Origin of the sequence: Clostridium sp. AF50-3, from assembly GCF_003477445.1 — a bacterium.
Taxonomy (GTDB): Bacteria; Bacillota; Clostridia; order Lachnospirales; family Lachnospiraceae; genus Otoolea; species Otoolea fessa.
Genome location: NZ_QUDH01000001.1, coordinates 71,305 through 96,972 on the forward strand (window position 1 = coordinate 71,305; position 25,668 = coordinate 96,972).

Here is a 25,668-nt window from a genome sequence, read left to right on the forward strand (position 1 = left end):
ACAGACAGAACATGGATACGGACAGGAGATATTCCATTGATGCTGCATCAAACCACATTTTTAACGATTTACATATTAACCATAACATTTATCCTCGGCTGTGCGCTCGGAAGTTTTACTGACTGTCTGGCAGGGCGGATGTTAAACGGAACGTCCGTTTTGAAAGGGAGATCCCACTGCGATGCCTGCGGTCATGTGCTGGGAGTGCTGGATTTGGTACCGCTTTTTTCATGGCTGTGCCTGCGGGGCAGGTGCCGTTACTGCGGGGCGAAGATCCCGGCGGAGGCATTCTGGACGGAACTTGTCTCAGGAATTGCATGCTGCCTGATTATGTACCGGTACGATGTCTCGGTGCTGGCACTGCGGGGAATTCTGCTCTGGATGGTGCTTTTATGTCTGACACTCACAGATCTGCACGCGTGGATCATACCGGACCGGCTTCAGATAGCCGTAATCCTGATCTTTTTCGGCACGGCGCTGGGCTTACCGGAACCGGGAAGACAGATGCTGAGGGGAGTTCTGACCGGTGCCGGACTGGCTGTCAGTATGCTGGCACTTTCCCTGCTGTTTGACCGCCTGACCGGAAAAGAAAGCCTGGGGGGCGGCGATGTAAAACTTTTTTTTGTGACAGGACTGTATATGCGTTCCGCCTGGGAGGTGTTATTTTTCCTGATTCTCAGCTGTGTGCTGGGAATTGCAGGTTCTGTCATCGGTCGGAGGGAAAAAATTCCGTTCGGACCGGCGATTGCGGCGGCATGTTTTTGTATGCTGCTGTATGGAGATATATGGACACAATGGTATACAGGGCTCTTTTAAAGGGAGTGCAGAGATGAAGAATTGTTTAGGAATTGAGATTGGACATTACCGTATCAAGATTGCATATGCGGAAAAAGGCGAGCTTCGCGAATTTATCAGCGAACGGGTCGAGGGGATCGACCGGAACGATATGCGTCAATATGCGGATTTAATAAAGGATTTGCTGAAGGAGTATGCGATCCGCTGCCGGAACGTCGTGTTTGTCATCCGGCAGGAGGATGCGTATGTGCGGCGCTTTGAGCTGCCGCTGATGACGGAGGAACAGCTCCGGCTGAATCTTCCATATGAGTTCCATGATTATATCGGAAACGAGATGGATAAGTACGTCTTTGATTATGCGATGATCCATGCGGATAAGGAAAAAATGGATTTGATTGGTGCGGCGTGTACGAAAGAGCTGTCGCAGCAATTTGAAAAACTGGCCAAGATGGCACACTTGAAATTGGTCGGTCTGGTTCCGGCCGTGCTGGGACTGGAATGGATTCTGGAATATGCAGAAGAGAGAATGGCGGATGAGAAGAAGGCTTTGGAGACAAAGCTGAATGCAGAACCTCATAAAAAGGAAGAAAAAGAGAACGCAGAGGGGGCAGAAAAATCGGAAACTGTGAAAGACTATGCGATTCTCGATCTGGGAACCCAAGCATTGCGGATCCATTTCTTTCGCCATGGGATCTATGATATTACCCGTACCATGGAGCCGGGCTGTGAGGAGATCGAGCAGATCCGTTTGGGAGATAAGAACAAGATGCAGGAACTGGGAATTGAGGTGGAGGAAGAAAACCGCGAGGAGACCGACAAAGAAAAGATGGCGGCTGTGCTGGAGGAGCAGTACCGGACCCGCGCCGTCCAGGTCATGCGAGTTTTGAACTTTTATAGCTTCAACAATGTGAATAATACGATCGACAGCCTCTATTATTGCGGCGGAGGCGCACGATACGGGGAATTGATTGATGCGCTGAAAGAAACGCTGGATCTGCCGGTGCGGAGTGTGGCGGAGCTTCTGCCGGAGGTCTCTTTGGATGAGGAAGACGAGTGGATCGACAGCCCACAGGCATACGGTGTATTACTTGCATAAGGAGGAAGAGCGGTGGCTGATTTAAAATCAATCGCGAATATGCAGATTGGCGGTCCGAAGTATCCGAAAAAACGGCGCATCAATCTGTATCAGAAGCAGGTTAAAAAAGGAAAGATAGCGGCAGAATTGGGTGTGTTTGTCGTATTTATGGGACTAGTTTATGGGTTTTCGCAGTTTGGCGTGGTGCGTCTTCTGAGAAAGGCAGACCAGGCGGAGGCAGTCTATGCGGCGACTGAGCAGCAGCTTTCGGCGCTTCAGAAGTCCAACGAGGTGTACAGTGAGGTTCAGGCGGAATACGCACATTATGGAAATGGGTACCTGAATGAGGAAGAGAGACAGCTTCCAGACCGGAGAAAGATGTTGGATTCGCTGAAATCACAGATTTTCCCGCTGACGGCCGTTTCGACGGTTTCGATCACCTCCGATCAGATGGCATTAGAGGGAAGAATTCCCAATGGTTCCTCCTTTCCGGAGCTGGTTCGCGATGCGGAGGCGGATCCGGATGCACGCTATGTGACGGCGTCTCTGGAAGAGACGGTTCAGAAAGAGGGGGAGGAGCGGGTTCTTGCGGCTTCCAAACCGGTGGGCGTGTCGATGACTGTATTTTTTAACGTACCAGAAGAGGACGGAGAAAAACAATGAATTCGTTAAAGAAATATATCTTATCAAGAACGCAGAAGATTGTACTGCTTCTGTTTGTAATCATATTGATCGCGGCGGGCTACTATGCCGGATTCTATCTTCCGGTGCAGAGGCGGATCCAGGCGGCGGATACGACGGATCTGGAGGCACAGATCCAGATGGAGCAGGTAAAGTCGAAGCAGATCCAGCAGATGAAGAAGGAGATAGAGGAAAATAAGGCATCCAATGCGCCGATGGTTCCGGCTTACAATCATTTTAAGGAAGAGACGGAAGAGCTGAACCGCATTTTTGCAGATGCGTATAATTTCAGCTTCCAGTATTCGGAACCGAAGGTGGATGGGATGCAGATCCGGCGTGCGATGAATATTTCTTTTACGGCAGATTCGTTTGATCACGCTGTTTCGATGCTTCATGAGGTAGTGGAAGGATCATACCGCTGCCTGATCGAGGATCTGAGCATTCAAGATGATGAAGATCTGGAAGATGAAGAGTTAAAGGATATCCGCATCCACCCGGTAGCAGTGACGTTCCAGCTGACTTATTTTGAGACCCGATACGATGCGGAATCAGAAGAAGGTCTGGATCTGGAACCGGAGGAAACGCAGGCACCGTCGGGACTGGCGAATGCGGATGTGTCGAACCTGCAGCGTTCGGACCTTGAGACAGCGGCAGAGGCGGCGCTGGGAGAATAAAGCATGAAAAAAGCAGAGAACAGTGAAAAACACCCGGAAATCTGGAAGCGGGTTTTCAGCTGTATGAAAAATCAGGATGGCGCCAGCTTGATGGCGGCGCTCCTGTTTTTTGTGTTTTGCGGGGTGGGCGCGTCGATCATTCTGGCGTCCGCCTCTGCATCGGCTGGTAAGATCCGGAATCTTCCGGGAGAAGATCAGAAGCGGTATGCGGTGGACTCGGCGGCGGTATTTCTGCGGGATGAACTGCAGAAGACGGAAAATATAGTCAAGATCAAGGAAGTGATCGTGCATGACAGCCGGGAAGACGAGGAAAACGATAAGGATGATTTTTACTGCTACTACGTCGGCAGCTGGAAAAACACGGATAATGAGGCGTCGTGGCAGAAGTTCTATGGAACGGATTCGGGTTTGTCAAGCCCAGAGAGTGGGAATAGCGCGATTCTCGATTCACTGATCGTGGATATTTATAGAAATAATGAGTATCGGAAGCTGGCAGACGGGGACGATGCGTCGGAGGAAGAAATGGCGTACAAAGATTTTACCCTGTCAGTGAAGAAAGACGGAACGACCGGGGACACGATTGACCCGTTAAAGACCAGTGTACGTCTGTGGATGGCGGATGATTATAAAATCAAGGCGGTTATCTCAGATACAGTAACGGCGGATGACAGGAAGGAAGAGCGGTGCGAGAAACGGCTGGAGCTGGAAGCAGCACATAGCTCCGAGCATAAGACGGTCACAGTACGGGGCGATGACGACGAATCGGACGACGACGATTCCTACACGATCACGACGACGACCATCATTACGACGATCCGCTGGCAGAACGGAACAATAGAGAAGGAGCTGCTGCAGAATGATAAGTAGAATGAAATGGGCAGCTGGAAGAAAGCTGCGTGCCAATACGGGCGAGACACTGACAGAGGTACTGATATCGGTTCTTGTGATTGCACTGGGAATGACGATGTTTCTGAGTGCATTTCTGGCGTCCGGCAGGATGCTGCGGCAGGGCGAAGAGCAGATGGCGAGCTATTATGACAGCCGCAATCAGCTGGAGAACAACCGGACAGCGAAACAGGCGTCGGGCAGATATGTTCTGGAGCTGGAGGCATCTGGAACCGGCGGCATGAAGAAAAGCCTGGCGTCAAATGCCTACCAGACAGGCACACAGACGAATTACCGGACGGGACAGTATCCCATCGTGCTGTATGTGAGCCAGGCTGATTCGGATGCAGAAGAGGAAGAGGTAAACTTACAAGAGCTGCTTTACAGATACCGATAGAGGAGACAGAGATGGGACAGGAGAGATGTGAATGCCGCAGATGCAGAAATAGGCATTGCAGGCAGCAGAAACAGACGGCATCCAAGGGTCACCGGAAGCTCTTTTCAGTATGTCAGAAAAAACTCCGGTCACAGAACGGTATGACGCTGACGGAGCTTCTGGCGGCGATTGTGATTCTCGGTATGATCGGCACGGTGCTTGGAGGCGGCGTGATGATGGTAAAAAATGTTTACCAGAGGACGCAGGAACAGGCAGATGCAGAGCAGGCGCTGTCGCTCACGGCGCAGCTGATGACCGATGAATTTGCGAATGCGCTGGAAGTGAAAAATTCTGCCGGGACTTCCGCAACAGGAGAATTGGTAACACCTCTTTTGCGGAGTGGAAACAGCCACCTGTGGCTGCACTTCAGTGCGACAGACTGGTCTGGCACGGGCATTGAAAAATGGTATGGGGATTATACTTACGATGATGCGTATAATAAGATATCCTTGCTGACGCAGGCGGCGATTTCGGATGAATACTATACGGCATTTGACGGCTATACCTATTCGGAGGAGACAGCATGCTTTACGGTTCAAAATCTGGCGATCTACCGGAAAAAAGATACGATGGGAACTTCCCGGAAAGCGGTGGTAAAGCCGATTAACCTGACCGTGCGTGCAGTCAATCTGGATCAGAAATAAAATAAAAACTAACTGTTCAGCAGGTCTGCGCGTGACTGTGAAGGTACTGAACAGTTACAATAAAAAGAGGAACGAGGACAGATGGAGCAGAAGAGACAGAACAAACAGAAGAGAAGGGCGGCGTTTACACTGGCGGAATTTTTGACGGTGATTGCGATTGTCGGTATTCTTGCCAGTCTTTCTTTTGTTGCGGTGATTCATTACCAAAGAAAGCTCCGCCGTCTGGAGATGGATCAGACGGCGAAGGAGATCTTTCTGGCGGCGCAGAATCATCTGACACTGGAGGTCTCCAGTGGGACGATTCCGCGTCTGCTCCATATGGAGGCACAGGGGGAATTTTCAGACGATCAAAAGCAGGCAAAGCTGGGAATTTCGGTAGATAATACAGTGCTGGCGGAGGAGAAAGAGGGAAATATCTACGGGGTTCTCTATGTGCCGGAAAAACAGGCAGGGCAGCCTGAATCGGAACAAGAAGAGTCTGGCGGTGAGATGGCGCTGGCATCTGCGAATGTGACCGAGGAGATCCGGCAGCGCCTTCTTCCGTTTGGATCGATTGATGAGACCGTCCGTGGAGACGGGAGCTATCTTATTTTCTATGATCCGGAGGCAGGACTGGTCCGCGAGGTGTGGTATTCGGATCGTTATCAGTTTGTGCAGACGGATATCGGAAGCGAGGCACTTCTGGCGGCGGCGTCTGATGCCGGAAAACGGGAGCGGTTTACGGGAGCTAACTCCAATTATAAGGATCAGAAACTGCCGATCGGATATTACGCATCAGGAAATCTGGAAGTCCCGGAACTGCCGGTGGAGGAATTCGAGGCGCCGACAGTGAAACTGGTGAATGATGATATTTTATATGCAAAAATCGAGGATCCGAATAAAAATGAACATTCACTGAGTCTGTTTGTAAAGGGAGAAAAGAGCGGTACAACCGGATACATCGAGATCAATCCCCCGGAAACCAGCCGCTCGGCGCGTGTGGCGAAGGTGTCCGGAGCTTCGGGCAATTCGGATGGAACGTATCAGTCATTCTGGATGACATAGCGGCGCCAGCCGGCACGGGCACAAGTACAGGATTCAAATTTATGGATTTCAACCAGCCGGCACAGACGGATATGATATTTCAGCAGGATGAAAGAGGTTTTGCCTCCTTTATTCCGGGCGAAAATATCTTTGTGTACGCGCAGGTTTTCAACAATGAAGCGCTTTCGCAGGTTAAAACGAGCAATATAGAATCCGGCAGCAGCCTCTTTGCATCGATCAGTACGGACCGAAGCGCGGAGATTGGCAGCTTCCGCCATCTGGAAAATCTGGATGAGCGGGTTTCAGGCTGGGATCCGGATCAGCTGTACACTGGGGCGGTGACTACATCCAAAACGGTTACGGCGATGCAGAATAGTGATCTGACCTGGAAAGCGGGAGAAAATATTGCGGACGAGAGCGGTTACTGCGGACATGTGGCGAAGCTGCATACGGCATTTGGCTCGAATTTTTTGAATCAGAATGCGGAAACCATCTCGATTGCCTACCGGGTGACGGATCAAACGAATGCAGATCGGACGAACCCGACGGCACAGGCATATATCACGGAGGCGGGAAGCTATCTTCCGCTTAGTCTGCCGTATCCACTGGACTATCAGGGAAATACATACCGGATCGATGGTCTGCAGGTAGGAAAAACGGCGGGAAGTTCAATCACAGCAGTAGATGGGACGGGTGGACTGTTTGGAACGGTAACACAGGATATGAGTGTTAAAAACCTGCTGATCTGCCAGCCGGTGGTCCGGACGAAGGCGAGTGCAGGCGCTTTGATTGGTGCGGTGACGCCGGGAACGGATTCCCGGGGAACTACGAATCTGGCAACGGTGAAAATTAAAAATGTGCAGATTGAATATCCGCAGGTACAGGCAGAGCAGACCGGCGCTTCTGCCGGTGCGTTGGTGGGCACATTTGAGGGCGTCACTCTGACCGTCCAGGATGCACTGGCGGAGAATCATTTCCGTGATAAGCTGGGAAGCAGCACAGAAAAAGCGGCAGATCTGAAGCAGGAGGAAGAAAGCAAATACCGGATCCGCGCTTTAAAGGGAACGGCGGGCAGCCTGATCGGCACGGCAAAGGGGGAAATTTCTCTGACCGACAGCGCAGCGGCACTCTATGTGGAAGGCATGTACGCCGGCGGTCTGGTCGGAACTGTTGAGAAAGCATCAACTGCAGCCGCCGCAAGCGGTCCCACGGTGCAGATTCAGAGCTGTTATGTCGGCGGTCATACAGCAAACAAGAAGTTTGACACATCCCAGAAACCGGGGAATGGGGCAAATGCCAATGCAGCCTTTGAGAATCTTACCGGACGTTATAATGTAGCGGCATATACCGGCGGATTCGCAGGAGGTCTCGCCGCACAGCTTCCGGCAGACAGTCAGATAGCGAATACATATGTGTCGGCGTCGGTGTATTCGCCGACGGCTGAGGAAAAATCGGATGAAACGGAGGATGGAAGCGGAACGGCAGCGGATGAAACAGAGAATCCGGCGATGAAAGCACCTGCGTTTGTTGCGTTCTATGATTATGCAAGTAGAACGGATGGAAGGCTGCCGTCGGAGACGAGCGGTACGGGAACAAACAAAAAATCAGTTTATCCGGGCTGTTATGTGTGCAGTAAGGTGAATGAGAAATATGTGCTCGCATACGCAGAAGAACTTTCAGAACTGTTTGGTGCTGAGGGAACGGGTGCAGACAGCGAGAATACATATCCCTATGATCCAGAATTAAAGAAAGCAGAAATACCGATTTATCCCATGCCGACGATCCAGAAAGTAGCGGAAAAACTTGCTGCGCAGAACGCTTCAAAGGGATTTTCCTGGTTTCTGAATAACCATGTCGGGGACTGGGACAAGGAAGAGAACGAAGAGGCGCTGCATACTGGAAACAGGCTGTATATCGATTATGTCTCTCCGTCTCCGCTTGAAGAAAATCAGAGAATACATCTGATATTTTCGATTACCGGCGAATTGAGCGGTAAAACGATGTGGTATGTTCTCCAAGTCAATACGGGTGATTTGCAGGAAAATACTCTGAGAATGGGATCAAAATTTTGCTTTGTAGATACGGAAGAGAAAGCTGCCAGCTGTGTAAAAAATGAGGCAAATGGCAGTTGGACGAGATTTGCCGACAAAAACAGGGTAAATCGTTTTGAAATAGGCATAACGGAAGAGAAAAAGTTGAAATTGCGTTTCTATCTGGATGATTTATCACGCGAGGGTGGAAATTTCTGTAGTCTGGGTACCGGGGAAGGTTATCAGCCGGGCGGTTACATAAATGGAGAAAATGTTACCGTAAAATTGAGCGAGGATGGCTATCCACCGACAGAAAATACAAGGCTCTCATATAAGTTCAACAGTTGTTTTGCCGATGTAATTGAACCCAATGATGATGGAACGGATACCTATACGGTTAAGGTTGCCAATGGGCGTCATCTGCAGAATCTGAATTTCTGCGGAAAAGACTATGGGGGATTAAAGATTACACGGGTTATCCAGACTGATAATATTCTCTGGCAGGAGGATGATTCGATTATCTCACAGACGGAAGCGTATTGCAAAGAGGTGGAAGCTGCGTACGGAAATATGACGATCTACAGTCCGGGAAATTCCAATTATGTAGGTGGAAGTTTCTGGCCGATTAACAACCCGGATATTATCTCTTATAATGCGGAAGTGGATGAGAAAGAAAAAGCAAAACTGGGTGAATGCTATACGATTGCAGGGTTAAAGATAACTCCTGTTGCCCGGGATGGTGCAGCTTTGTTTCAGAAGACGGATCATCTGACGATATCAAACTTGAATCTGAAGGATCCGGACATTTCCTGTCAGGAGCAGAATACAGCAGGGCTAGTGGCACAGGCAGGTACTTCGGCGGACAGCTATCTAACGATTAAAAATATCCATATATATGGAGAAAAGTCCCGGATTTCTGGAACTATGGCAACAGGCGCGGTGGTTGGGAGCGCGAATAATGGCAGTCTGACACTCGAACATGTAGTTGTAGATGCACCGACGCTGCAAATAAGCGGAGGAAAAACCGGAGGCTTGATCGGGGAGGCAAAAGTAAGTGATTTAGTGATGAATCACGTATATGTTTCAGGAAAAAATGCACGGATACAGGGAACTGATGATAGCGGAGGTCTGGTCGGCTTTGCCGAGAGCTCTGGTCAGATGAAGCTGGAAAACAGTTTCTTCTCTGGATATGTGGATACAACTGAAACCGCTGGAGGTTTGTATGGATATCTGAAAAACAACCAGAATGGCGGAACTGCCGGGAAAGAATTCAGCATTGAAAACAGTTATGTCGGCGGACGGAACCGCCCTTACGGTTATACGGAAAGTGGTGCGGAAGTGCTGTCAGATAGAAAGAATGTGTCAGGCGGCCGGTGTGCCGGAGGTCTGGTGGGAAGGATGTATGGTCCGATTTCGGTAATACGGAGTTTCAGTGCAGCGGATGTGTGTGGAAAAACATATAATGCCATCGCAGGTGGTTTATTTGGAAAATATGATTCTGCAAAACTGGTTCTTTCGAACTGCTATACAACAGGAAGTGTGAAAGCGGCTGGAACCTCAATGTTCCTTGGACACTATATTGGCCTGTTGAACGATATCTGGTGGTGGTGGCCGGACGCCACATTCTTTCGGTCCCGGAAGAATGCTGGTATCTGCCAAAGCTAAGCGACGCAATCATCGGTGTACCTTATGTGGACGGCAGCTCTGTAAAGGGCAGCTATTCCAGTATTACTAGGACGAGTGCCGCTGACCTGTCCTCCAAAACAGGCACAAATGGCGTTGATCAGACGATTGTAATAGATGATTCTCTGCAAGGAAAAGCATATCCATATCCAATTTGGACGATCTATGAACCAACAGTTTGGCAGACTGGCACACGCCTGTATGTGGGCGACTGGGATTAGGAAATTAAGAAAAATTAGAAAACGATTGAAAACTGGAAACAGGCGCTATTTTACATACCGGGCGGAACCATCAAATTTTTGCCCGGCAGGCAGGATAGCGCTTGTTTTTATCTCAGTCGAGAAGACTCCCACCTCTTCAGGTGGTGAGTAATAGCAAATTTGTCTCAGTGGGAGTTGGGTCTCCGACTGAGATAAACGCTCCGCGAGGATGCGCAGTGATTCTGCACAGAATAAGTGTTTTACTTGCATATAGGAATTTCTGAACTGAAAATTCCGTACGATACAGCTCTGGCAGCAGATTTTGCCGATTTGGAATGCGAAGCATCGGCAAAATCCCGTTGCTGAGAACAGTATAAGTGAACAGCAACGAATATGTCAGCTTCGCTGACCAGAATCACGCGCCAAGTCTCACGGACGTTCGACTTGAAAAAAATGCCGGATGGGCAATCAGCGAAATTCTCCAATTCCCTGATGTAAATGCAGACAAAATATGGTATGATATAAGGTACGAGATTTCGAACCGACGGAACTGTGGGAAGACAAAGCAGTTACCGGGACAGGATAATGAAACGGCAGGTGATAGGAATGAAAGAGAGAATTAACCGGCTGGCGAAGGGAATCATCGATTCGGAACAGCCGAAGATGACTTGGTCGCCTGAAAAGATAGACGAGACGCTGCGGATGAATACCCTGATGCAGAGAAATTTATGGATCGGGAGCGAAAATGGATTAAGTGTGAAGGGATTTGTGTATTCCTCGAACCTGCGGGTGCGGATTCCAGGGGATAACAATTCGTTTGGCGGACTCCGGTGCCGGATCGTATATGAGGTGGACACCTCGTTCCTGACGGCAGGCGACACGATCACGGGTTCTTTTTATCTGGTGACAAACTGCGGGGAAGAGGAGATTCCGTATGAGTTTCACGTCGAGGTGGCAGACGCCGGGAAGACTTTAGGTGATCTGAAAACGGCGGAAGATTTTCTGCACGTCGCGGAAAATGATATGGAGACGGCGCTCCGGCTTTTGGAGTACCCGGATTTTGTGGAAGTGCCGTTTATGCAGGATTTGCATGTGCGGGCACTCTATGACGGCCTGAAAGGACACGGCAGCCGGGCGAATTTTATGGAAGAATTTCTAGTTGGACTGGGCGTGAAAAAGCCGGTCAGTCTGACGATCCCGGGCAAGGCGCGCATATATACCGATCTGGCTGAAAGCGTTGAGGACACCATCGAGATCCGGATGGATAACTGGGGCAGTGTGTACCTGGAGGTGACGGCAGACGGCGAGTTTCTCCATCTGCCGAAGAAGAGTGCGACGCAGGCGGATTTTGAAGATGGTCTGCTCCGTCTTCCAGTACGGATTCTGGCGGAGCGGCTGCATGCCGGAAAAAATTTCGGTGCCGTCCTGATTCACACTGCCAGAGAAACCGTGCGGATTCCGATCGAGGCGTCGGCTGCCGATGCGGGCGGATGCGACCGGGCACATATGTCATTCCAGAAAGAGCTTGGAAATTATCTGACTGCCCGTCTGGCGTATGAAAATGGGATCGGCGGCGCGGAGGCGGTTCACCAGATGCAGCGGGAGCTGGATCTGATGAAAATGACGCACTATGATGCGGGACTGCGGCTTTTGCAGGCGGAATTATACCTTTTGACTGATCGGCGTGAGAAAGCGCAGACGATTTTAAAGGAGCTGCAGGATTCGGCGGCGCTTAAAATATCGGGCGACCGGAAGCTTAACTGCCTGTACCGCTATCTGTACGTGACGCTGACCGGCAATGCCGAGCAGAAGGACACTTTGATCCGCCTGCTGCAGCAGTATGCGTCGGAGGAGACGGGCAGCAGCCTGTTTTATTATCTGATGCTTCTGCGTCTGGATGAGGAATTGCAGAAAAATCCGGTTACGGTGCTGATCAGCATGGAGCAGGAGTTTAAGGATGGCTGTCACAGCCCATTCCTCTATGCGGCGGGACTGAAACTTCTGGAGAGTGATCCGATCCTTTTAGACAATGCGGGCAATTTTGAGCTTCATGCCCTGTACTATGGGGCACGCCGGAAAATCATCAGCCGCGAGCTGGCACTGGCGGCGGTCCGGGTGATGCGTGCGTCCCGTTCGTACCGGGAGTTTTACAGACGCCTTTTGACGGAACTTTACGGGCTGTATCCGGAGACGGAGATTCTGGAGGCGCTCTGTGCAATGCTGATTCGGGGAGACTGCCGGGAGACAGCCTGTTTTGAATGGTATAGCCGGGCGCTGGAGGCAGATTTGAGTCTGACGCGCCTGTATGAATATTATTTATATGCGATGCCGGAGAATTATGACCGCCTGATGTCGCGTGAGGTATTTTTATACTTTTCGTATTCGGCAAATTTAGATGCGGGGTCACTGGCGAAGCTTTATGCGAACCTTCTTACATATGGAACGCCGGATTCGGATATTTACCGGATGTACGAGCGGGCGATGGAAGAGTTTGCGGTGGATCAGCTTTTCAAGGAACGGATAGACGGTGCCCTGGCGGTCCTGTACCGGAAATTGATCTATCCGGAACTGATCGATACGCAGATGGCGCGTGTCCTGCCGGGGATTTTGAAATCCTGCCGGGTAGAATGCCGGGAACCGGCGATGAAATACGTGGTGGTGCGCCATGAGGAGCAGATGACGGAGGACGCGTATGTGCTGAACGAGGGCACGGCGTATGTGCCGCTGTTTTCGGAGCGCGATCTGGTTCTATTCCAGGATGAAAATGAGACGCGGTATGCGCGGGTAAATTGCGCCATCCAGCCGGTATTTACGGATATGGAGGAACTTTTACAGACCTGTTTTGAAATGAATCCGATGCATCCGTTCCTCTTTATGAATGCGTGTGCAAAAGCCTGCCGCAAGGAGGTGCTGACCGGGGACGATGCGATCCTTTTGGAGCACGCGGATCAGAAGATGGAGCTGCACCCGCTGTTTAGGGCAAAGGTGCTGTCAGCGATCGTGCGGTATTATAAGAGGATGGCGGATGGGATTGAGGATGCGAAAAAGGATGGAAGTGTTTCCTACCTTCTGAGCCTTGACAAGGACCAGCTGACGCGGGATGAGAGAAACGGCGTCTGCGGGACGCTGATCCGGTGCGGGCATTTCAGCGAGGCGTATGAGATGGTGTGCCGGTATGGTCTGGAAGGTCTGCCGGTCAATCTGCTGCTGCGGCTTTGCGGGAGAATGCTGCTTCAAAATCTCTTTGACCGGGATGACCACCTGCTTTATCTGACCTGGTATGTCTTTGAACACGAGAAGCCGGACAGTGTGATTCTCGATTATCTCTGCGAACATTTCAACGGTACGGTGGATCAGATGTACCGCGTCCTGATGCAGGGGCTGCGGCTCCGGGTGGAGACGTACGATCTGGAGGAACGGCTGGTGGCGCAGATGCTCTTTACCGGCAATACAGCAAAGTTAGACCGGGTGTTCGAGCTTTATGCGTCACGCAAGAAAACAGGGGAAAATATCGTGCGCGCGTATTTCACGGTCAAGAGCGTGGAATATTTTCTGGAAAACCGTCCGACGGACGACAAGGTGTTCGCATTTTTGGAGGGTGCTGTGCAGGGAAGCTCTGATCGGGAGCGGATCCCGGATATTTATCTGCTGGCGCTGACAAAGTATTATGCGACGCTGCCGGAGCTTTCGGAGGAACAGCGGCGCCTGTGCCAGTCGGTGGTGGATGTGCTTTTAGATGCGGGTATGATTTTTGCCTATTTTAAGGATCTGGCGCGGTTTATCCATATCCCGGGCAATATTTTAGATAAAGAAATCATCGAGTATCACGGAAACCGGGCGGTGCGCCCGTATCTGCGGCTGCGGATTCTGCCGCAGGAGGAAGAGTTCCACTATGAGGAAATGCGTCTCGTTTACCGGGATATTTACATCCGTGAAAAGGTGATTTTTGAGGGCGAGACGCTGGAATATCAGATCGAAGAGGAAGAGGACGGCGTCCGGAAGACGAAAGAAAAGGGAGAGATTTCCTGCCGGGAGATTCCGGGACGCAGCCGGGAAAGCCGGTTTGCGGCGCTCAATGAGATGAGTCTTTCTTTAAAAGTAAATAACGAGACGGCGCTTCGGGAAAAGATGCGGGAGTACCAGAAGAGAGATGCGGCGGTAAGCGCACTTTTCCCGATCGCCTGAGGAAAGGGACAGACGGACAAACGATAGATGAATGGACTTATAATTGGCATAGATCTGTGTGATTCATGCACACATATATCCTGTCAGGGTCAGGAGACGATCTGGTCGGTTCCGACCCGGATCGGAAAAGAACCGGATTCGGACGTCTGGCGGGTGGCAGAGGAGAGTGCCGGGGGCGCGTTAGAGGGCATGGTAGTGGAAGATAAGCTGCTTTCCCTGGCGATGAAGGACGGCACCGCCACGATCGATGGTGTTCGCTACGAGGGCTTATATCTGCTGAAAATGTTCCTGAAGCAGGTGCTTGCGATTCCCAGACAGGCGTCCGGAAAAGAAGAGATAGAAAACCTGGTGATCACGGTGCCAAAGCTTGAGGTAAAGCTGGTGGACTGCCTGATGTACTGTGCCGATTTTCTGGAAATCGACCGGAGCCGGGTGCGTGTGATCAGTCACGCGGAGAGCTTTGTATATTACGTGATGAGCCAGAAACGGGAAGTCTGGAGCAACCAGGTGGGAATGTTTGAGCTTTCGGAGAATGGTCTTCATTATTATGAATTGAGAGTGCAGCGCGGGCTGCGCCAGATGCAGGTGGTCGCGGATCAGGAGGAACTGGAGGAGTCATTCCACTTAAATGTGCTGGACAGCGACGCGGGCATCCAGATGGCAGACCGGATTCTTTCCTCCTGTGCGGAACGGCTGCTGCAGAAGCGCCTGTTTTCAGCGATCATCCTGACCGGCAGGGGATTTGCACAGACGGACTGGGCGGCAGATTTTATGCAGCAGATCTACAAACGGCGCCGGGTGTTTGCGGAGATGGATGTATTTACCCGAGGGGCGCTGATCCGCTCGGAAGATCTCTGTGAAGCGCAGAGTGCGTACCATTTTACCTGTATCTGTGAGGGGCGGCTGAAAACAACGGTTTCTCTAAAGATTCAGGAGCGTGAAAAAGAGGGACAGCTGGTGCTGGCATCCGCCGGGGACAGCTGGTATGAGACGAAAATGACGGCGGAATTTATCGTGTCGGGCACGCCGGAGGTGGAATTTTCACTCCAGCCGCTGGAACCGCGCAAAAAGAAGACGGTGAAGATTCCGCTCGAGGGATTCCCGAAACGCCCGGACCGGACGACCCGGATCGAGATGGCATTTGGATTTACCGGGGAAGACACGATGATCGTCATGATACGTGATTTGGGATTTGGAGAATTATTTCCGGCGACAAACCGGATGATTAAACAAGAGGTTTCATTATGAGTCTGATACTTTGCCGGCAGGAGCCGGTTCGACATCCTTTTTACATAGAACGGCTGGGCGTCCATATCGCATCGTCGCAGGAGCTGTGTTATATCATTTATCAGAATCCGCTTCTGGTGCTGGATGGTTTTGTGGACGACCGCCTGATTGAGTTTATCCGTTCGGAGCTGGGACTTTCGTTTCTGGCCGGCAAACTGGAGGCATGGCAGCGGAGCGGCGAGAGCCAGGACGAGCTGCCGATCGTGATTCTGCAGGAGTGCTGTTATTATACGGCAAAGGAGATTGCGGCATACCGCCAGAAATTGGCGGCATTTCGCAAAATGAATGCGGCGGAGTTCCGGAAGGAGACGGCGGATTACTATTTCCGCCTGCGGCAGTTTGGGACGGCGATCTATTACTACAACCGGATTCTGGAGGACTGGCGGGTCAAATCACTGACGGACGAATTTACCGCGAAGATCTGGAACAATATCGGGGCGGCGTATGCCGGGATTTTCTGGTTTGAGAAAGCGTTTACCGCTTATGAAATGGCGTACAATTTCGACAAGAGCCCAGAGATGCTGAAGCACCTGTACCAGCTTGCTTTGATTGACCCGAAGCTGGAACTTAAGGAGCGCCACGCGGCTGCGATGACGCCGGAACAGAAGGAGATCTGGAAACGGGAACTCGACGAGGCGAACCGGACCGCGGAGAAGTGCGGGAATGTCCGCATGGTCGAGACGATGTTTGACCGCAATCCGGTCCGGCGGATGGAGAGTGCGGGAGAGCTTCTGAATGGGTGGAAGCAGGAGTATCGGAAGATGCTCTAATTCTGCTCGCGCCAGTGTCCTTTCCGGGTATACCCGGTCATCAAGATCATTCCTAGTTACCATTTCTTTACGAAAGGAGTATTCCTATGCGCCTTCTGATTGTCCGCCATGCGGATCCTGATTACTCGATTGATTCCCTGACACCGGCTGGCTGGGAGGAAGCAAAGCTTCTGGCAGACCGTCTGGCATCGGTTCTGGTGGCGGCTTATTATGTATCGCCGCTGGGGCGTGCGAAGGACACGGCGTCCCTGACCTTAAAAAAAGCCTGCCGCACGGCAGAAACCTGCAGCTGGCTGCGTGAATTTGCTCCCCAGGCGGTACATCCGGGAAAGGATTCCGGGCACTGTGTCTGGGACTGGCTGCCGGATGCGTGGATGGCGGAGCCGAAGTATTTTGATAAAGATCACTGGCATGAAACAGAAGTCTTTCAGAACGCCCATGTAAAAGAAGAGTACGACTGGGTGACTGGAGAACTTGACCGGCTGCTCAGCCAGCACGGATATGAGAGAAACGGATTGTTTTACCGAGCCGTGGCACCGAATGAGGACACGATTGTTTTATTCTGTCATTTTGGCGTCGAGTGCGTCCTGCTTTCCCATCTCTTAAATATCTCTCCGATGCAGCTGTGGCATGGAACCTGTGCGGCGCCGTCGTCGGTGACGGTGCTCTATACAGAAGAGCGCCGCTCCGGTGTCGCATCCTTCCGCATGAGCAGTTTTGGAGATGTTTCCCATCTGTATGCGGGTGGACGCGAGCCGTCGTTTGCGGCGCGGTTCTGTGAGGTGTATACACGGTTTGACCAGCGGCATGACTGATGGACGTTCGACTTGAATATTTATTATGTATCGCTATCATTTCACTCAGCGGACAAATAAATTTTGTGTGAGACGCTATTTACTGCTCAACATCCCAATATTTTTAATCAACACCGAGATTGTCCCGTCCATGTTGGTGATAAACTCCACATGGTCGGGATTTCTGTATTCTTCCATCGGGATCGTGATCTCGATGCCGGTGTCAGTGTACAGCTTCTGTTTCTGGAATTTCTTGATCGTCTGCTCATTTTTCGGCGCGACCGTCTCGTAGGAGAGGTTGTAGCGGTCGAGTTTTTCATCCAGTTCCTCGAGCATCTCCGGGCTGCCGGGAAATACTTTTTCGCGCAGTTCGGATACCTTGATTTCGCCCTGTTCCTCTAATTCATTACAGATAATGTCTTTGATCTCCATCTTTTTCTGTGCATCCTCGTCGCCGTAATATTTTTTGGCAACCTGATCGACGGCGCGGGTAACGATGTCGAGCTTGGATTTCTGGGAGAGCGGGGCGCGGCATTCGAGAAAGAGCTCGGAGAAATAGAAGCATTTCTCGCCGTTGACCTCATATTTTTTCTCAGCCAGAATCAGGGAGCCGTCGGAGAGATCGAGGACAAACGCCTCGGTGAGGCGCTGTCCCTGTCCCGGAAGCAGCGCGCGCTGTAAAATGATCTCGTTGCTGTTGCCGCCGTCTGTTTCTTTGGTCTGATGCGTGTAGGAGGTTTTGTAGTTCATTTTTAGGAATGCCAGATAATCCTTGCCCTTGTAGCCGAACACGGTCATCGCCACATCGGCGGCCGGAATGTCAATATTCGCATTCATGATGTCGTAGAGGCGCTCGGCGAGCTGTTTGCTCGTCTCGACGAAATTGTCAGGGGTGCAGTTTTGCAGCAGCTCTTTGACCTCGGATCCTTCTGCGAAGGTGCAATGCTTGACGTCGTCGCTCTCAGTGATTTTCTCGATATGCGCTTTCAGAAAGTCGGAAAAATCGGGTCCGACCTCCATGCTCTGGTCGGAGAGAACCGGGATTCCCACCGAAGAATCAAGGATGTGCACGATGGCTGCCTTTAAAATCATATCTTCACTTTTCAATGTTATCTTACCTCCAGGTTATAACTTCTTTTGTAGAACCATTCTCGACGCACTCAAAGGAAACGGAGTCGCCTGCCTGCACGAACGGAAGCCGCTCAGAAACGGTGATCGCAGCGGTGTAGACGCTGTCGGTGCGGTCATCGGTCAGCGTGAAATAGTAGTAGGTGTTACCGGAAATGACGACATTCTCGATCGCCTCGACCGTGCCGGAGACAGTCTCGCTTGCCGCCGGTTCCTTGGCAGTGGGATCTTCGATCTCTTCCTGCCCCAGCGTCTCACGGTAATTGCGCTTCGCCTCATCGATCGTCTGTCCGGTGCCGACGATCTGGTACTGCGCGACATCGACGAACGCATACATTTTCACAAGCCCTGCAGCATCTTTCAGGGAAATGAAATATGCCGGTCGTCCGGAAATATTTAAGAGAAGCGGGAAGGTCGCGCTGTAATTTAAGTGCTGCACCTGTCCGCGTGCGGAATCCATTGCGGCGAGCTCGGTGGCGCCCGGAACGGTGTAAAATTTCGTTTCTTTCGTCCGCAGGTTGACGAGGACGAAGCCAATGTTCGACTCATCTGAGGTTACAGAGCTCATGCCGGTGTACAGCCACACATCGTCGTCGATGGCGAGATAGTTGTAGCCGTAGGTCGTCCGACGCACGCCGCGCTGACCGAAGATAGAGTTTAAATAACCATTCTGGAATCTGCCGTTGTCGTCGAGCTGTTCCATGATGAGGTTCGAATCATAGAGCTGGTCGATCCACTGCGGGACATCCGCCTTGGCGTACCACTTAGATTCGCCGGTCTCAGCATTGACGAGGATCGCGCCGTCGATGTCCTTGCCGTTCCACCAGCCGATCCGGTAGGCGATGGTCGGCGCCACCCAGTATGGGTTTCCATCGTCGTCGATCTCGAAGGAGACCGTCTCAAACATCCGTGTTGGGTAGCAGAAACGGATGTAGCGGTTGATATTGCGGAAGAAATATTCACTGGTGGAATACTTCATGCCGGAGGACAGCCAGACGAGATCGGTATTCTGATCGACCATATTGACAGCAATGTATGCCGGAAGTCCCTTCTTCTGGTTGTACAGCCACTTGATCGGGTCGGCATAGCGCAAAGGCGTCACGCGGTACGGTGTCCCCTTGTAGTTGATCTGTGTGTAATTTTCCTGAATCTCAAACTGGGAGACCAGGTCGGTCATCTCACCGAGCTTTTTGCTTCCGAGCCGGGAGGCGGTATCCTTATCAACGACCGGGATCTGCGACATGCCAAGCTCTGCGACATCTGAGGCAAAATCGCCCTCGGTAACGGTGATCAGATCGCGGTAGCGGGACGCATTAAAAAGCTGGACGCCCGCCGCCGAGGCGATCAGGGAAAAGAAAATCAGGACAGCGATCGCGATTGTGCCATATTTGCACGGGCGTCCCATCGCCTTAAAACCGGCAAACGGACTGCCGGAGGCGTCGGCGTACTTGCGCCGCAGAACCATCCGTCCGGTCACAGGATCGCGCACGATCTCAACGCCGCGGTTTTGCTGCACTGTTTTCAGGAATATGAGAATGCTTTCCATAAAGTTGACTGCCAGTACAATCAGAATGCAGATAATCAGGAATACGATGAAATCCTGATCGTGCAGATTGATGGCTGGCATCATGGTGTAGAACACCAGAAAAATAAGGACGGCAGAGAGAAACAGACGCCCAAACGCCGAAGTGAATTTTTTCAAAATAGAACCCTCCTGACTCGTTTTATGATAAAAAAATAGCTGTTCCCATGAAAAAAAGGATTTCGCTGATTGTAAATGTGATAGAACTCTATTGTATCGCACGACGGGAGATAAAATCAAGCCCGGAAACGGAATTTGCCGTGGCTTCGCATTTAAATACGGCAAATTCTTGGGTTGAAGTCGGGAAAAAAACAGTTGTCCTTCCGCCGAAAATATGCTATGATTACTATGTTTATTCAGGAGGTGCGAAGATGATCAAGACGATCCTTACGATCATATTTATTATTATCTGTGTATTCCTGTCGGCGGTAATCCTACTGCAGGAGGGCAAATCGGCAGGTCTGTCCGGTTCCATCGGCGGTATGGCTGACAGCTACTGGGGCAGAAATAAAAGCCGTTCTATGGAAGGAAAGCTGGAGAAGCTGACCAAATATGCTGCAATTCTGTGGCTGATCCTTGCATTAGTTTTGAATTTGAAATTCCTGTAAGGAACCTTTAAGAGGCTGTCGCGTGGCAGCCTTTTTTTCATATTGAGAAAGAGAAGTGAGATAAATTTGAACATATTTGATAAAATCATGGGAAAAATAAAGAGAAGCGAGGCTCAGAAATACGCAAAACAGCAGAAGCGCCAGGCGCAGATGCAGAGTGCGGCAGCTTCACAGAAAGAGGAAGGACAGAAAATGCCGGAAAATCGCAGGAGAGAAAGAGAGACGTTTGAAAAACGTCAGCAGACGGAGATGAAGCTCTCGGATGAGATGCTGGAGACGATCCGGAAGAATGCAGAACAGCGGTTTGCGATGCGGAAAGAAGAAGCGCGGGAAGAGAAAATGTCCGGAGAAAGCCGGGAGAGCAGCGTACAGCGCCAGATTGACGGGGATGGGCTGATCGGCGAGTGGGAAGAGAGGTACGGAAAAAAGAAGAAAAAGCCGGAGCGTGCGAAAGGTCCGAAAGAGGAATCGGTGCGCCGGAAAAAGAATAAAGCGGAAAAGAAAGACCGTGATCGGAAGTTTGAGCGTGAGATGGATAAGAAGCGCGAAAAGCGCGGCAAGAAGGAGTGTGAGGATGCTGGCGCTTCCGAGGAGGAGTTTACCCGCCGCTGCAAGATGATTCAGGATGTCATGAATGAACCGGCATACGTGCCGATGAAGCTGAAGGAGCTGGCACTTCTTTTAAATATTCCGAAGGAACAGCGCCGGGAGCTGCAGCGGGTTATCGATCATCTGCTGGAAGAGGGAAAAATCAGCATGTCCCGCAAGGGCAAGCTGGGGCGCCCGGAGACATTTTCAGAGGCAGGCATTTATTCGGGACACCCGAAGGGCTTCGGTTTCGTGGCAATCGAGGGACGTGAGCAGGATGTGTTCGTTCCGCGTGAAAAAACAAAGGGCGCGATGCACGGCGATAAGGTGCTGGTTGTGATTGAGCAGGAGAGCGACGGCGGACGCAGAGCCGAGGGAAGTATCGTGCGGATCCTGGAGCACGCCAATCAGGAGCTGGTCGGTCTGTATGAGAAAAACGGCGGTTTCGGCTTTGTGATCCCGGACAATCCACGGATTTCACGCGACATTTTCATCCCGCAGGGGTGTGACGCGGGCGCAGTGACCGGTCATAAAGTCATCGTGAAGATCAAGGATTACGGAAACAGCCCGGATAAGAAGCCGGAGGGCGTGATCACCAGCATTCTCGGACATATGAACGATCCGGGAGTCGATATTTTATCGATCGTGAAAGCATACGGTCTGCCGGAAGAATTTCCGCCGGAGGTCATGGCGCAGCTTGAAGAGATCCCGGATGCCGTCCGCGAGGAGGACAAGGCGGGACGCAAGGATCTGCGCGATCTGCCGACAGTCACGATTGATGGTGAGGAAGCGAAGGATCTCGACGATGCGATCACGCTGGAGAAGACGGAGCAGGGTTACCGGCTCGGTGTACACATCGCGGATGTGACCCATTATGTCCGCGAGGGCAGCCCGCTTGACCGCGAGGCATTAAAGCGCGGAACGAGCGTGTATCTGACCGACCGCGTCATTCCGATGCTGCCGCATAAACTCTCAAACGGTATCTGTTCCCTGAATCAGGGAGAGGATCGTCTGGCGCTGAGCTGTATCATGGAGATCAATGACAAAGGCGTCGTGATCGGACATGAGATAGCAGAGACATTGATCCGCGTCGATCGCCGGATGACGTATACGGCGGTCAATGCGATCATCACGGATGATGATGCAGAGACGAAGGAGAAATATAAGGAATTTGTGGATTTATTCCTGCAAATGAAAGAACTTTCGCAGCTTCTCCGCAAGAGGCGCCAGGAGCGCGGTGCGATTGACTTCGACTTTCCAGAGAGCAAGATTTTACTCGACGCCAAAGGACGCCCGATCGAGATCAAGCCGTATGAGCGCAACGCGGCGACGAAGCTTATCGAGGATTTCATGCTGATGGCAAATGAGACGGTAGCTGAGGACTATTATTGGCAGGAAATGCCGTTCCTCTACCGAATCCATGAGAAACCGGATGAGGAGAAGATGGCGAAACTCGGAACGTTCATCAACAACTTTGGATATACATTGCGGATGCCAGGCGGCGAAGTCCACCCGAAAGAGCTGCAAAAGCTGCTTGAAAAGATCGAGGGCACGCCGGAGGAGGCATTGCTCAGCCGTTTGACGCTGCGCTCCATGAAACAGGCGAAATATTCGACCTTGAACTCCGGTCATTTTGGATTGGCGGCGAAATATTATACCCATTTCACCTCCCCGATCCGCCGTTACCCGGATCTGCAGATCCACCGGATTATCAAAGAGTGCCTGCACGGCAATATGGATGCGCGAAAAACCGCCCATTTTGAAAAAATCCTGCCGGAAGTGGCAGTCCAGACCTCGGCCCTGGAGCGCCGCGCTGACGAAGCCGAGCGCGAAACAGATAAAATGAAGAAAGTCCAGTATATGGAACATTACATCGGAGAAGAATTCGAGGGAGTCATTTCCGGTGTCACCAACTGGGGCTTCTATGTCGAGCTGCCGAACACGGTTGAAGGATTAGTTCATGTCAATGAACTGCGCGGCGACTATTTCGTATTTGACGAAGCACACTATGAGCTGGTCGGAGAGATGACGAGAAAGACGTACAAGCTCGGTCAGACTATCCGCGTCCGCGTGACTGCGTGCGACCGGTATGCGAGGACGATTGATTTTATGCCGGCGGTGTACTGGAAGTAGAAGATTGTAAAATAAGATGTAAAAAGTAGAGAGGGAAAGAGGAATTAAAATGGGAGCAGGAATCAAGATGGTGGCGAACAATAAGAAAGCTACCATGATTATTTTATCGATGATAAATTCGAAGCCGGGATCGAGTTATTCGGTACCGAGGTTAAATCGATCCGCATGGGTAAATGCAGCATCAAGGAAGCATTTATCAAGATCGAGAGCGACGGTCAGGTGTATGTATTCGGCATGCATATCAGCCATATGAGAAGGGAAATATCTTTAACAAAGATCCGCTGCGTGTGCGGAAACTCCTTCTCCACAAACTGGAGATCCGCCGCCTGATGTCAAAGATCAAAGAAAAAGGATATACGCTGGTGCCGCTGCAGGTTTATTTTAAGGGAAGTCTCGTAAAAGTAGAGATTGGTCTGGCACGCGGTAAGAAGCTATATGATAAGAGAGACGATCTGGCGAAAAAGGACGCGAAGCGGGAGATTGACCGTGCGTTTAAGGCGAGACAGAAATAATTTTTTTATTTGAAATAGGCGATATAAAACAGAGATTCAAAGAGTAAAAATTAAGAAACCAGTTTTTCTTTTATATTCAAAACGGGGGGATATAAAAGGGATAACCGGTTTCTTTTTTATTTCAGGAACTGCACGGCAGATGGAGTTTTGATTGTAAGAATAGGGGATTCATGTTATCATAAACATGAAAAAAGATCTGTGCATGGCTACGGGAAAGGAGCGGCAGAGATGAAAAAAATGAATATTCCGGTTGGAATTTCGAACTTTGAAAAAATCCGAAACGGTGGTTTTTACTATATCGATAAATCAGGCTTGATTGCGGAACTTTTGGATGAGAAAGCGGAAGTTACATTGATTACCCGTCCACGGAGATTTGGTAAGACCCTGGGTATGAATATGCTGGAAAGCTTTTTCGATATCCGTAAGGACAGCAGAAAGCTGTTTGAAGGACTGGAAATTGCAGACCATCAGGCGCTATGCGATGAATGGATGAATCAATATCCTACGATCGCGATTTCATTTCGGCAGATAGAAGGTCTGAATTTTACGGATGCATATCAGCAGCTTGTCTATGAGATCGCTTTTTTGTATCAGAATCACGCATATCTCTTAGATAGTCCGGCAATCAGCGAACCGGAAAAGTCCCTTTTCCGGCGGATAAGTGACCGAAAAGCGGAAAAGACGGATGTGCTGCGTTCCATTCAATTTTTAACGCAATTATTAAACAGGCACTACAATAAAAAAGTAATTCTCCTGATCGATGAGTACGATGTTCCGGTAGCGAAAGCAAATAACAACGGTTATTATAAGGAAATGCTGGATGTCATGAAGGGCTTGATGCAGGCTCTGAAAGACAACCAGTCACTTAGTTTTGCCGTTATTACAGGCTGCCTGAAAATAGCAAAAGAGAGTATTTTTACGGGAACCAATAATTTTATATCGGACACCATTACGGATTCACGCTTAAATGAGTATTTTGGTTTTGTGCAAAGTGAAGTGGATCAGTTATTAAAAGATGCCGGTCTGACAGAACGGGCGGATGACATAAAAAAATGGTATGACGGTTACCATTTTGGCGATTTTGATGTTTACTGCCCATGGGATGTCATGAATTATATGCTGGAATTGCAGAGAAATCCAAAAGCTAAGCCAGTCAGTTATTGGAAAAATACAAGCGATAACGCTATTATTCGTTCTTTTATTGACTACGCGGGCGGCACCATCACAAAAAAACTTGAAACTCTGATGTCTGGCGGCTGCATTGTTCAGCGTGTGGACGAAAACCTGACGTATGATTATCTGCACTCATCTGAAGACAACCTTTGGAGTATGTTGTATCTGACAGGGTACTTAACGAAAGCGCGCAGATCTGATTATAAGGATGATCTGCCAGATGGCATGGCTGCCTTATGATTCCGAATGCGGAAATTAAAGAGATCTTTGAAACGACCGTTATCAAATGGTTCGATGACAGCACCAGGAAATGGGATCGGAATGCCCTGTTTGACGCGGTCTGGAACGGTGACAGCGAGGGTATTACGAGAGAGATGAATGCATTGCTGCGGCGCACGATCAGTTACCATGATTATCGGGAAGATTTTTACCATGCGTTTCTCGCTGGAATCTTTACCGGCGCTGGGTATATGGTGGATTCCAATAAGGAGCATGGAGAGGGGCGCAGTGATGTGGTTGTCTACGATTCCCTCAACGCACAGGTTGCAGTCTTTGAGGCAAAGTATACGAAAAATCTGGAAAAATTAGAAAGTGAGTGCGATACAGCGCTACAGCAGATTGATGACAGAATGTATGCGAAGGAGTACGAGGATGATTATGATCAGATCCTTTGCTATGGCATTTCGTTTTTTAAGAAACGGTGTATGGTGAAGAAAAAGTAAGGATCTGAAAGTTCAGTCGAATCATTCAAAGTCTTCCTGTTTCTGGTATACAGACAGTGG

General features: G+C 50.5%; 20 protein-coding genes and 1 pseudogene. 19 read left to right on the top strand and 2 right to left on the bottom strand.

All coding sequences use genetic code 11. From position 1 onward, the window contains the following. Positions 1 to 39: 39 nt before the first annotated feature. The 14 genes from DW085_RS00345 (at position 40) to DW085_RS00410 (ending at position 17,183) form a co-directional block, all read left to right on the top strand. Positions 40 to 816: an A24 family peptidase gene (locus DW085_RS00345; protein ID WP_117795694.1), complete on the top strand. Its 777-nt coding sequence runs from the start codon at positions 40 to 42 to the stop codon at positions 814 to 816. 13 nt (positions 817 to 829) lie between these two features. Next, entirely contained in the window at positions 830 to 1,891 is a 1,062-nt protein-coding gene (locus tag DW085_RS00350; protein WP_182430721.1) for a pilus assembly protein PilM, read from the top strand. 12 nt (positions 1,892 to 1,903) lie between these two features. Continuing rightward, positions 1,904 to 2,533, top strand: a complete 630-nt coding sequence (locus DW085_RS00355; RefSeq protein ID WP_118490628.1) for a hypothetical protein — start codon at positions 1,904 to 1,906, stop codon at positions 2,531 to 2,533. After that, positions 2,530 to 3,225 (top strand): hypothetical protein, encoded by a 696-nt coding sequence (locus DW085_RS00360; RefSeq protein WP_118472854.1) that lies wholly within the window; start codon positions 2,530 to 2,532, stop codon positions 3,223 to 3,225. The genes DW085_RS00355 and DW085_RS00360 overlap by 4 nt, the downstream gene beginning before the upstream one ends. 3 nt (positions 3,226 to 3,228) lie before the next feature. Further along, positions 3,229 to 4,092 (top strand): hypothetical protein, encoded by an 864-nt coding sequence (locus DW085_RS00365; RefSeq protein ID WP_117795689.1) that lies wholly within the window; start codon positions 3,229 to 3,231, stop codon positions 4,090 to 4,092. Further along, a complete protein-coding gene (locus tag DW085_RS00370; protein ID WP_147341923.1) occupies positions 4,082 to 4,507 on the top strand; it encodes a hypothetical protein in 426 nt (141 codons plus the stop codon). Before DW085_RS00365 ends, DW085_RS00370 begins: the two co-directional genes overlap by 11 nt. Before the next feature lie 11 nt (positions 4,508 to 4,518). Continuing rightward, positions 4,519 to 5,190: a type II secretion system protein gene (locus tag DW085_RS00375; protein ID WP_117795685.1), complete on the top strand. Its 672-nt coding sequence runs from the start codon at positions 4,519 to 4,521 to the stop codon at positions 5,188 to 5,190. 81 nt (positions 5,191 to 5,271) lie between these two features. After that, positions 5,272 to 6,234, top strand: coding sequence for a prepilin-type N-terminal cleavage/methylation domain-containing protein (locus DW085_RS00380; protein WP_118490630.1), 963 nt, complete (start codon positions 5,272 to 5,274; stop codon positions 6,232 to 6,234). 41 nt (positions 6,235 to 6,275) lie between these two features. Beyond that, positions 6,276 to 9,908 (top strand): hypothetical protein, encoded by a 3,633-nt coding sequence (locus tag DW085_RS00385; RefSeq protein ID WP_118490632.1) that lies wholly within the window; start codon positions 6,276 to 6,278, stop codon positions 9,906 to 9,908. Continuing rightward, positions 9,851 to 10,147 carry a hypothetical protein gene (locus DW085_RS18855; protein ID WP_147353903.1) on the top strand — a complete coding sequence of 99 codons (297 nt, stop codon included), beginning with the start codon at positions 9,851 to 9,853 and terminating at the stop codon, positions 10,145 to 10,147. Before DW085_RS00385 ends, DW085_RS18855 begins: the two co-directional genes overlap by 58 nt. Before the next feature lie 585 nt (positions 10,148 to 10,732). Further along, entirely contained in the window at positions 10,733 to 14,311 is a 3,579-nt protein-coding gene (locus DW085_RS00395) for a DUF5717 family protein (RefSeq protein WP_118490634.1), read from the top strand. Between the two features lie 27 nt (positions 14,312 to 14,338). Beyond that, positions 14,339 to 15,559: a DUF5716 family protein gene (locus DW085_RS00400; protein WP_118490636.1), complete on the top strand. Its 1,221-nt coding sequence runs from the start codon at positions 14,339 to 14,341 to the stop codon at positions 15,557 to 15,559. Further along, the gene (locus DW085_RS00405) at positions 15,556 to 16,368 is read left to right on the top strand and encodes a hypothetical protein (RefSeq protein ID WP_118490638.1); all 813 of its coding nucleotides are present in this window, start codon (positions 15,556 to 15,558) and stop codon (positions 16,366 to 16,368) included. The genes DW085_RS00400 and DW085_RS00405 overlap by 4 nt, the downstream gene beginning before the upstream one ends. Before the next feature lie 86 nt (positions 16,369 to 16,454). Further along, the gene (locus DW085_RS00410; RefSeq protein WP_118490640.1) at positions 16,455 to 17,183 is read left to right on the top strand and encodes a histidine phosphatase family protein; all 729 of its coding nucleotides are present in this window, start codon (positions 16,455 to 16,457) and stop codon (positions 17,181 to 17,183) included. Between the two features lie 75 nt (positions 17,184 to 17,258). Here DW085_RS00410 and DW085_RS00415 read toward each other — a convergent pair whose 3' ends face one another. Further along, positions 17,259 to 18,269 carry a nucleoid-associated protein gene (locus tag DW085_RS00415; RefSeq protein ID WP_118490642.1) on the bottom strand — a complete coding sequence of 337 codons (1,011 nt, stop codon included), beginning with the start codon at positions 18,267 to 18,269 and terminating at the stop codon, positions 17,259 to 17,261. A gap of 7 nt (positions 18,270 to 18,276) precedes the next feature. Next, positions 18,277 to 19,992 carry a CvpA family protein gene (locus DW085_RS00420; RefSeq protein ID WP_227589639.1) on the bottom strand — a complete coding sequence of 572 codons (1,716 nt, stop codon included), beginning with the start codon at positions 19,990 to 19,992 and terminating at the stop codon, positions 18,277 to 18,279. A 251-nt stretch (positions 19,993 to 20,243) separates the two neighbouring features. Between DW085_RS00420 and secG the strand changes: the two genes are divergently transcribed. From secG to DW085_RS20300, 5 genes and pseudogenes are all read left to right on the top strand, one after another. Continuing rightward, positions 20,244 to 20,480, top strand: a complete 237-nt coding sequence (gene secG, locus DW085_RS00425; RefSeq protein ID WP_107000428.1) for a preprotein translocase subunit SecG — start codon at positions 20,244 to 20,246, stop codon at positions 20,478 to 20,480. Positions 20,481 to 21,095: 615 nt separating this feature from the next. Beyond that, on the top strand, positions 21,096 to 23,201 hold the full coding sequence (gene rnr / locus DW085_RS00430) for a ribonuclease R (RefSeq protein ID WP_118491148.1): 2,106 nt from the start codon (positions 21,096 to 21,098) through the stop codon (positions 23,199 to 23,201). 49 nt (positions 23,202 to 23,250) lie between these two features. Continuing rightward, positions 23,251 to 23,713, top strand: a pseudogene (gene smpB, locus DW085_RS00435) (SsrA-binding protein SmpB). Positions 23,714 to 23,941: 228 nt separating this feature from the next. Further along, the gene (locus tag DW085_RS00440) at positions 23,942 to 25,126 is read left to right on the top strand and encodes an AAA family ATPase (protein ID WP_347474926.1); all 1,185 of its coding nucleotides are present in this window, start codon (positions 23,942 to 23,944) and stop codon (positions 25,124 to 25,126) included. Continuing rightward, positions 25,123 to 25,608, top strand: coding sequence for a PD-(D/E)XK nuclease domain-containing protein (locus DW085_RS20300; protein WP_347474927.1), 486 nt, complete (start codon positions 25,123 to 25,125; stop codon positions 25,606 to 25,608). The genes DW085_RS00440 and DW085_RS20300 overlap by 4 nt, the downstream gene beginning before the upstream one ends. The last annotated feature ends 60 nt before the right edge of the window (positions 25,609 to 25,668 follow it).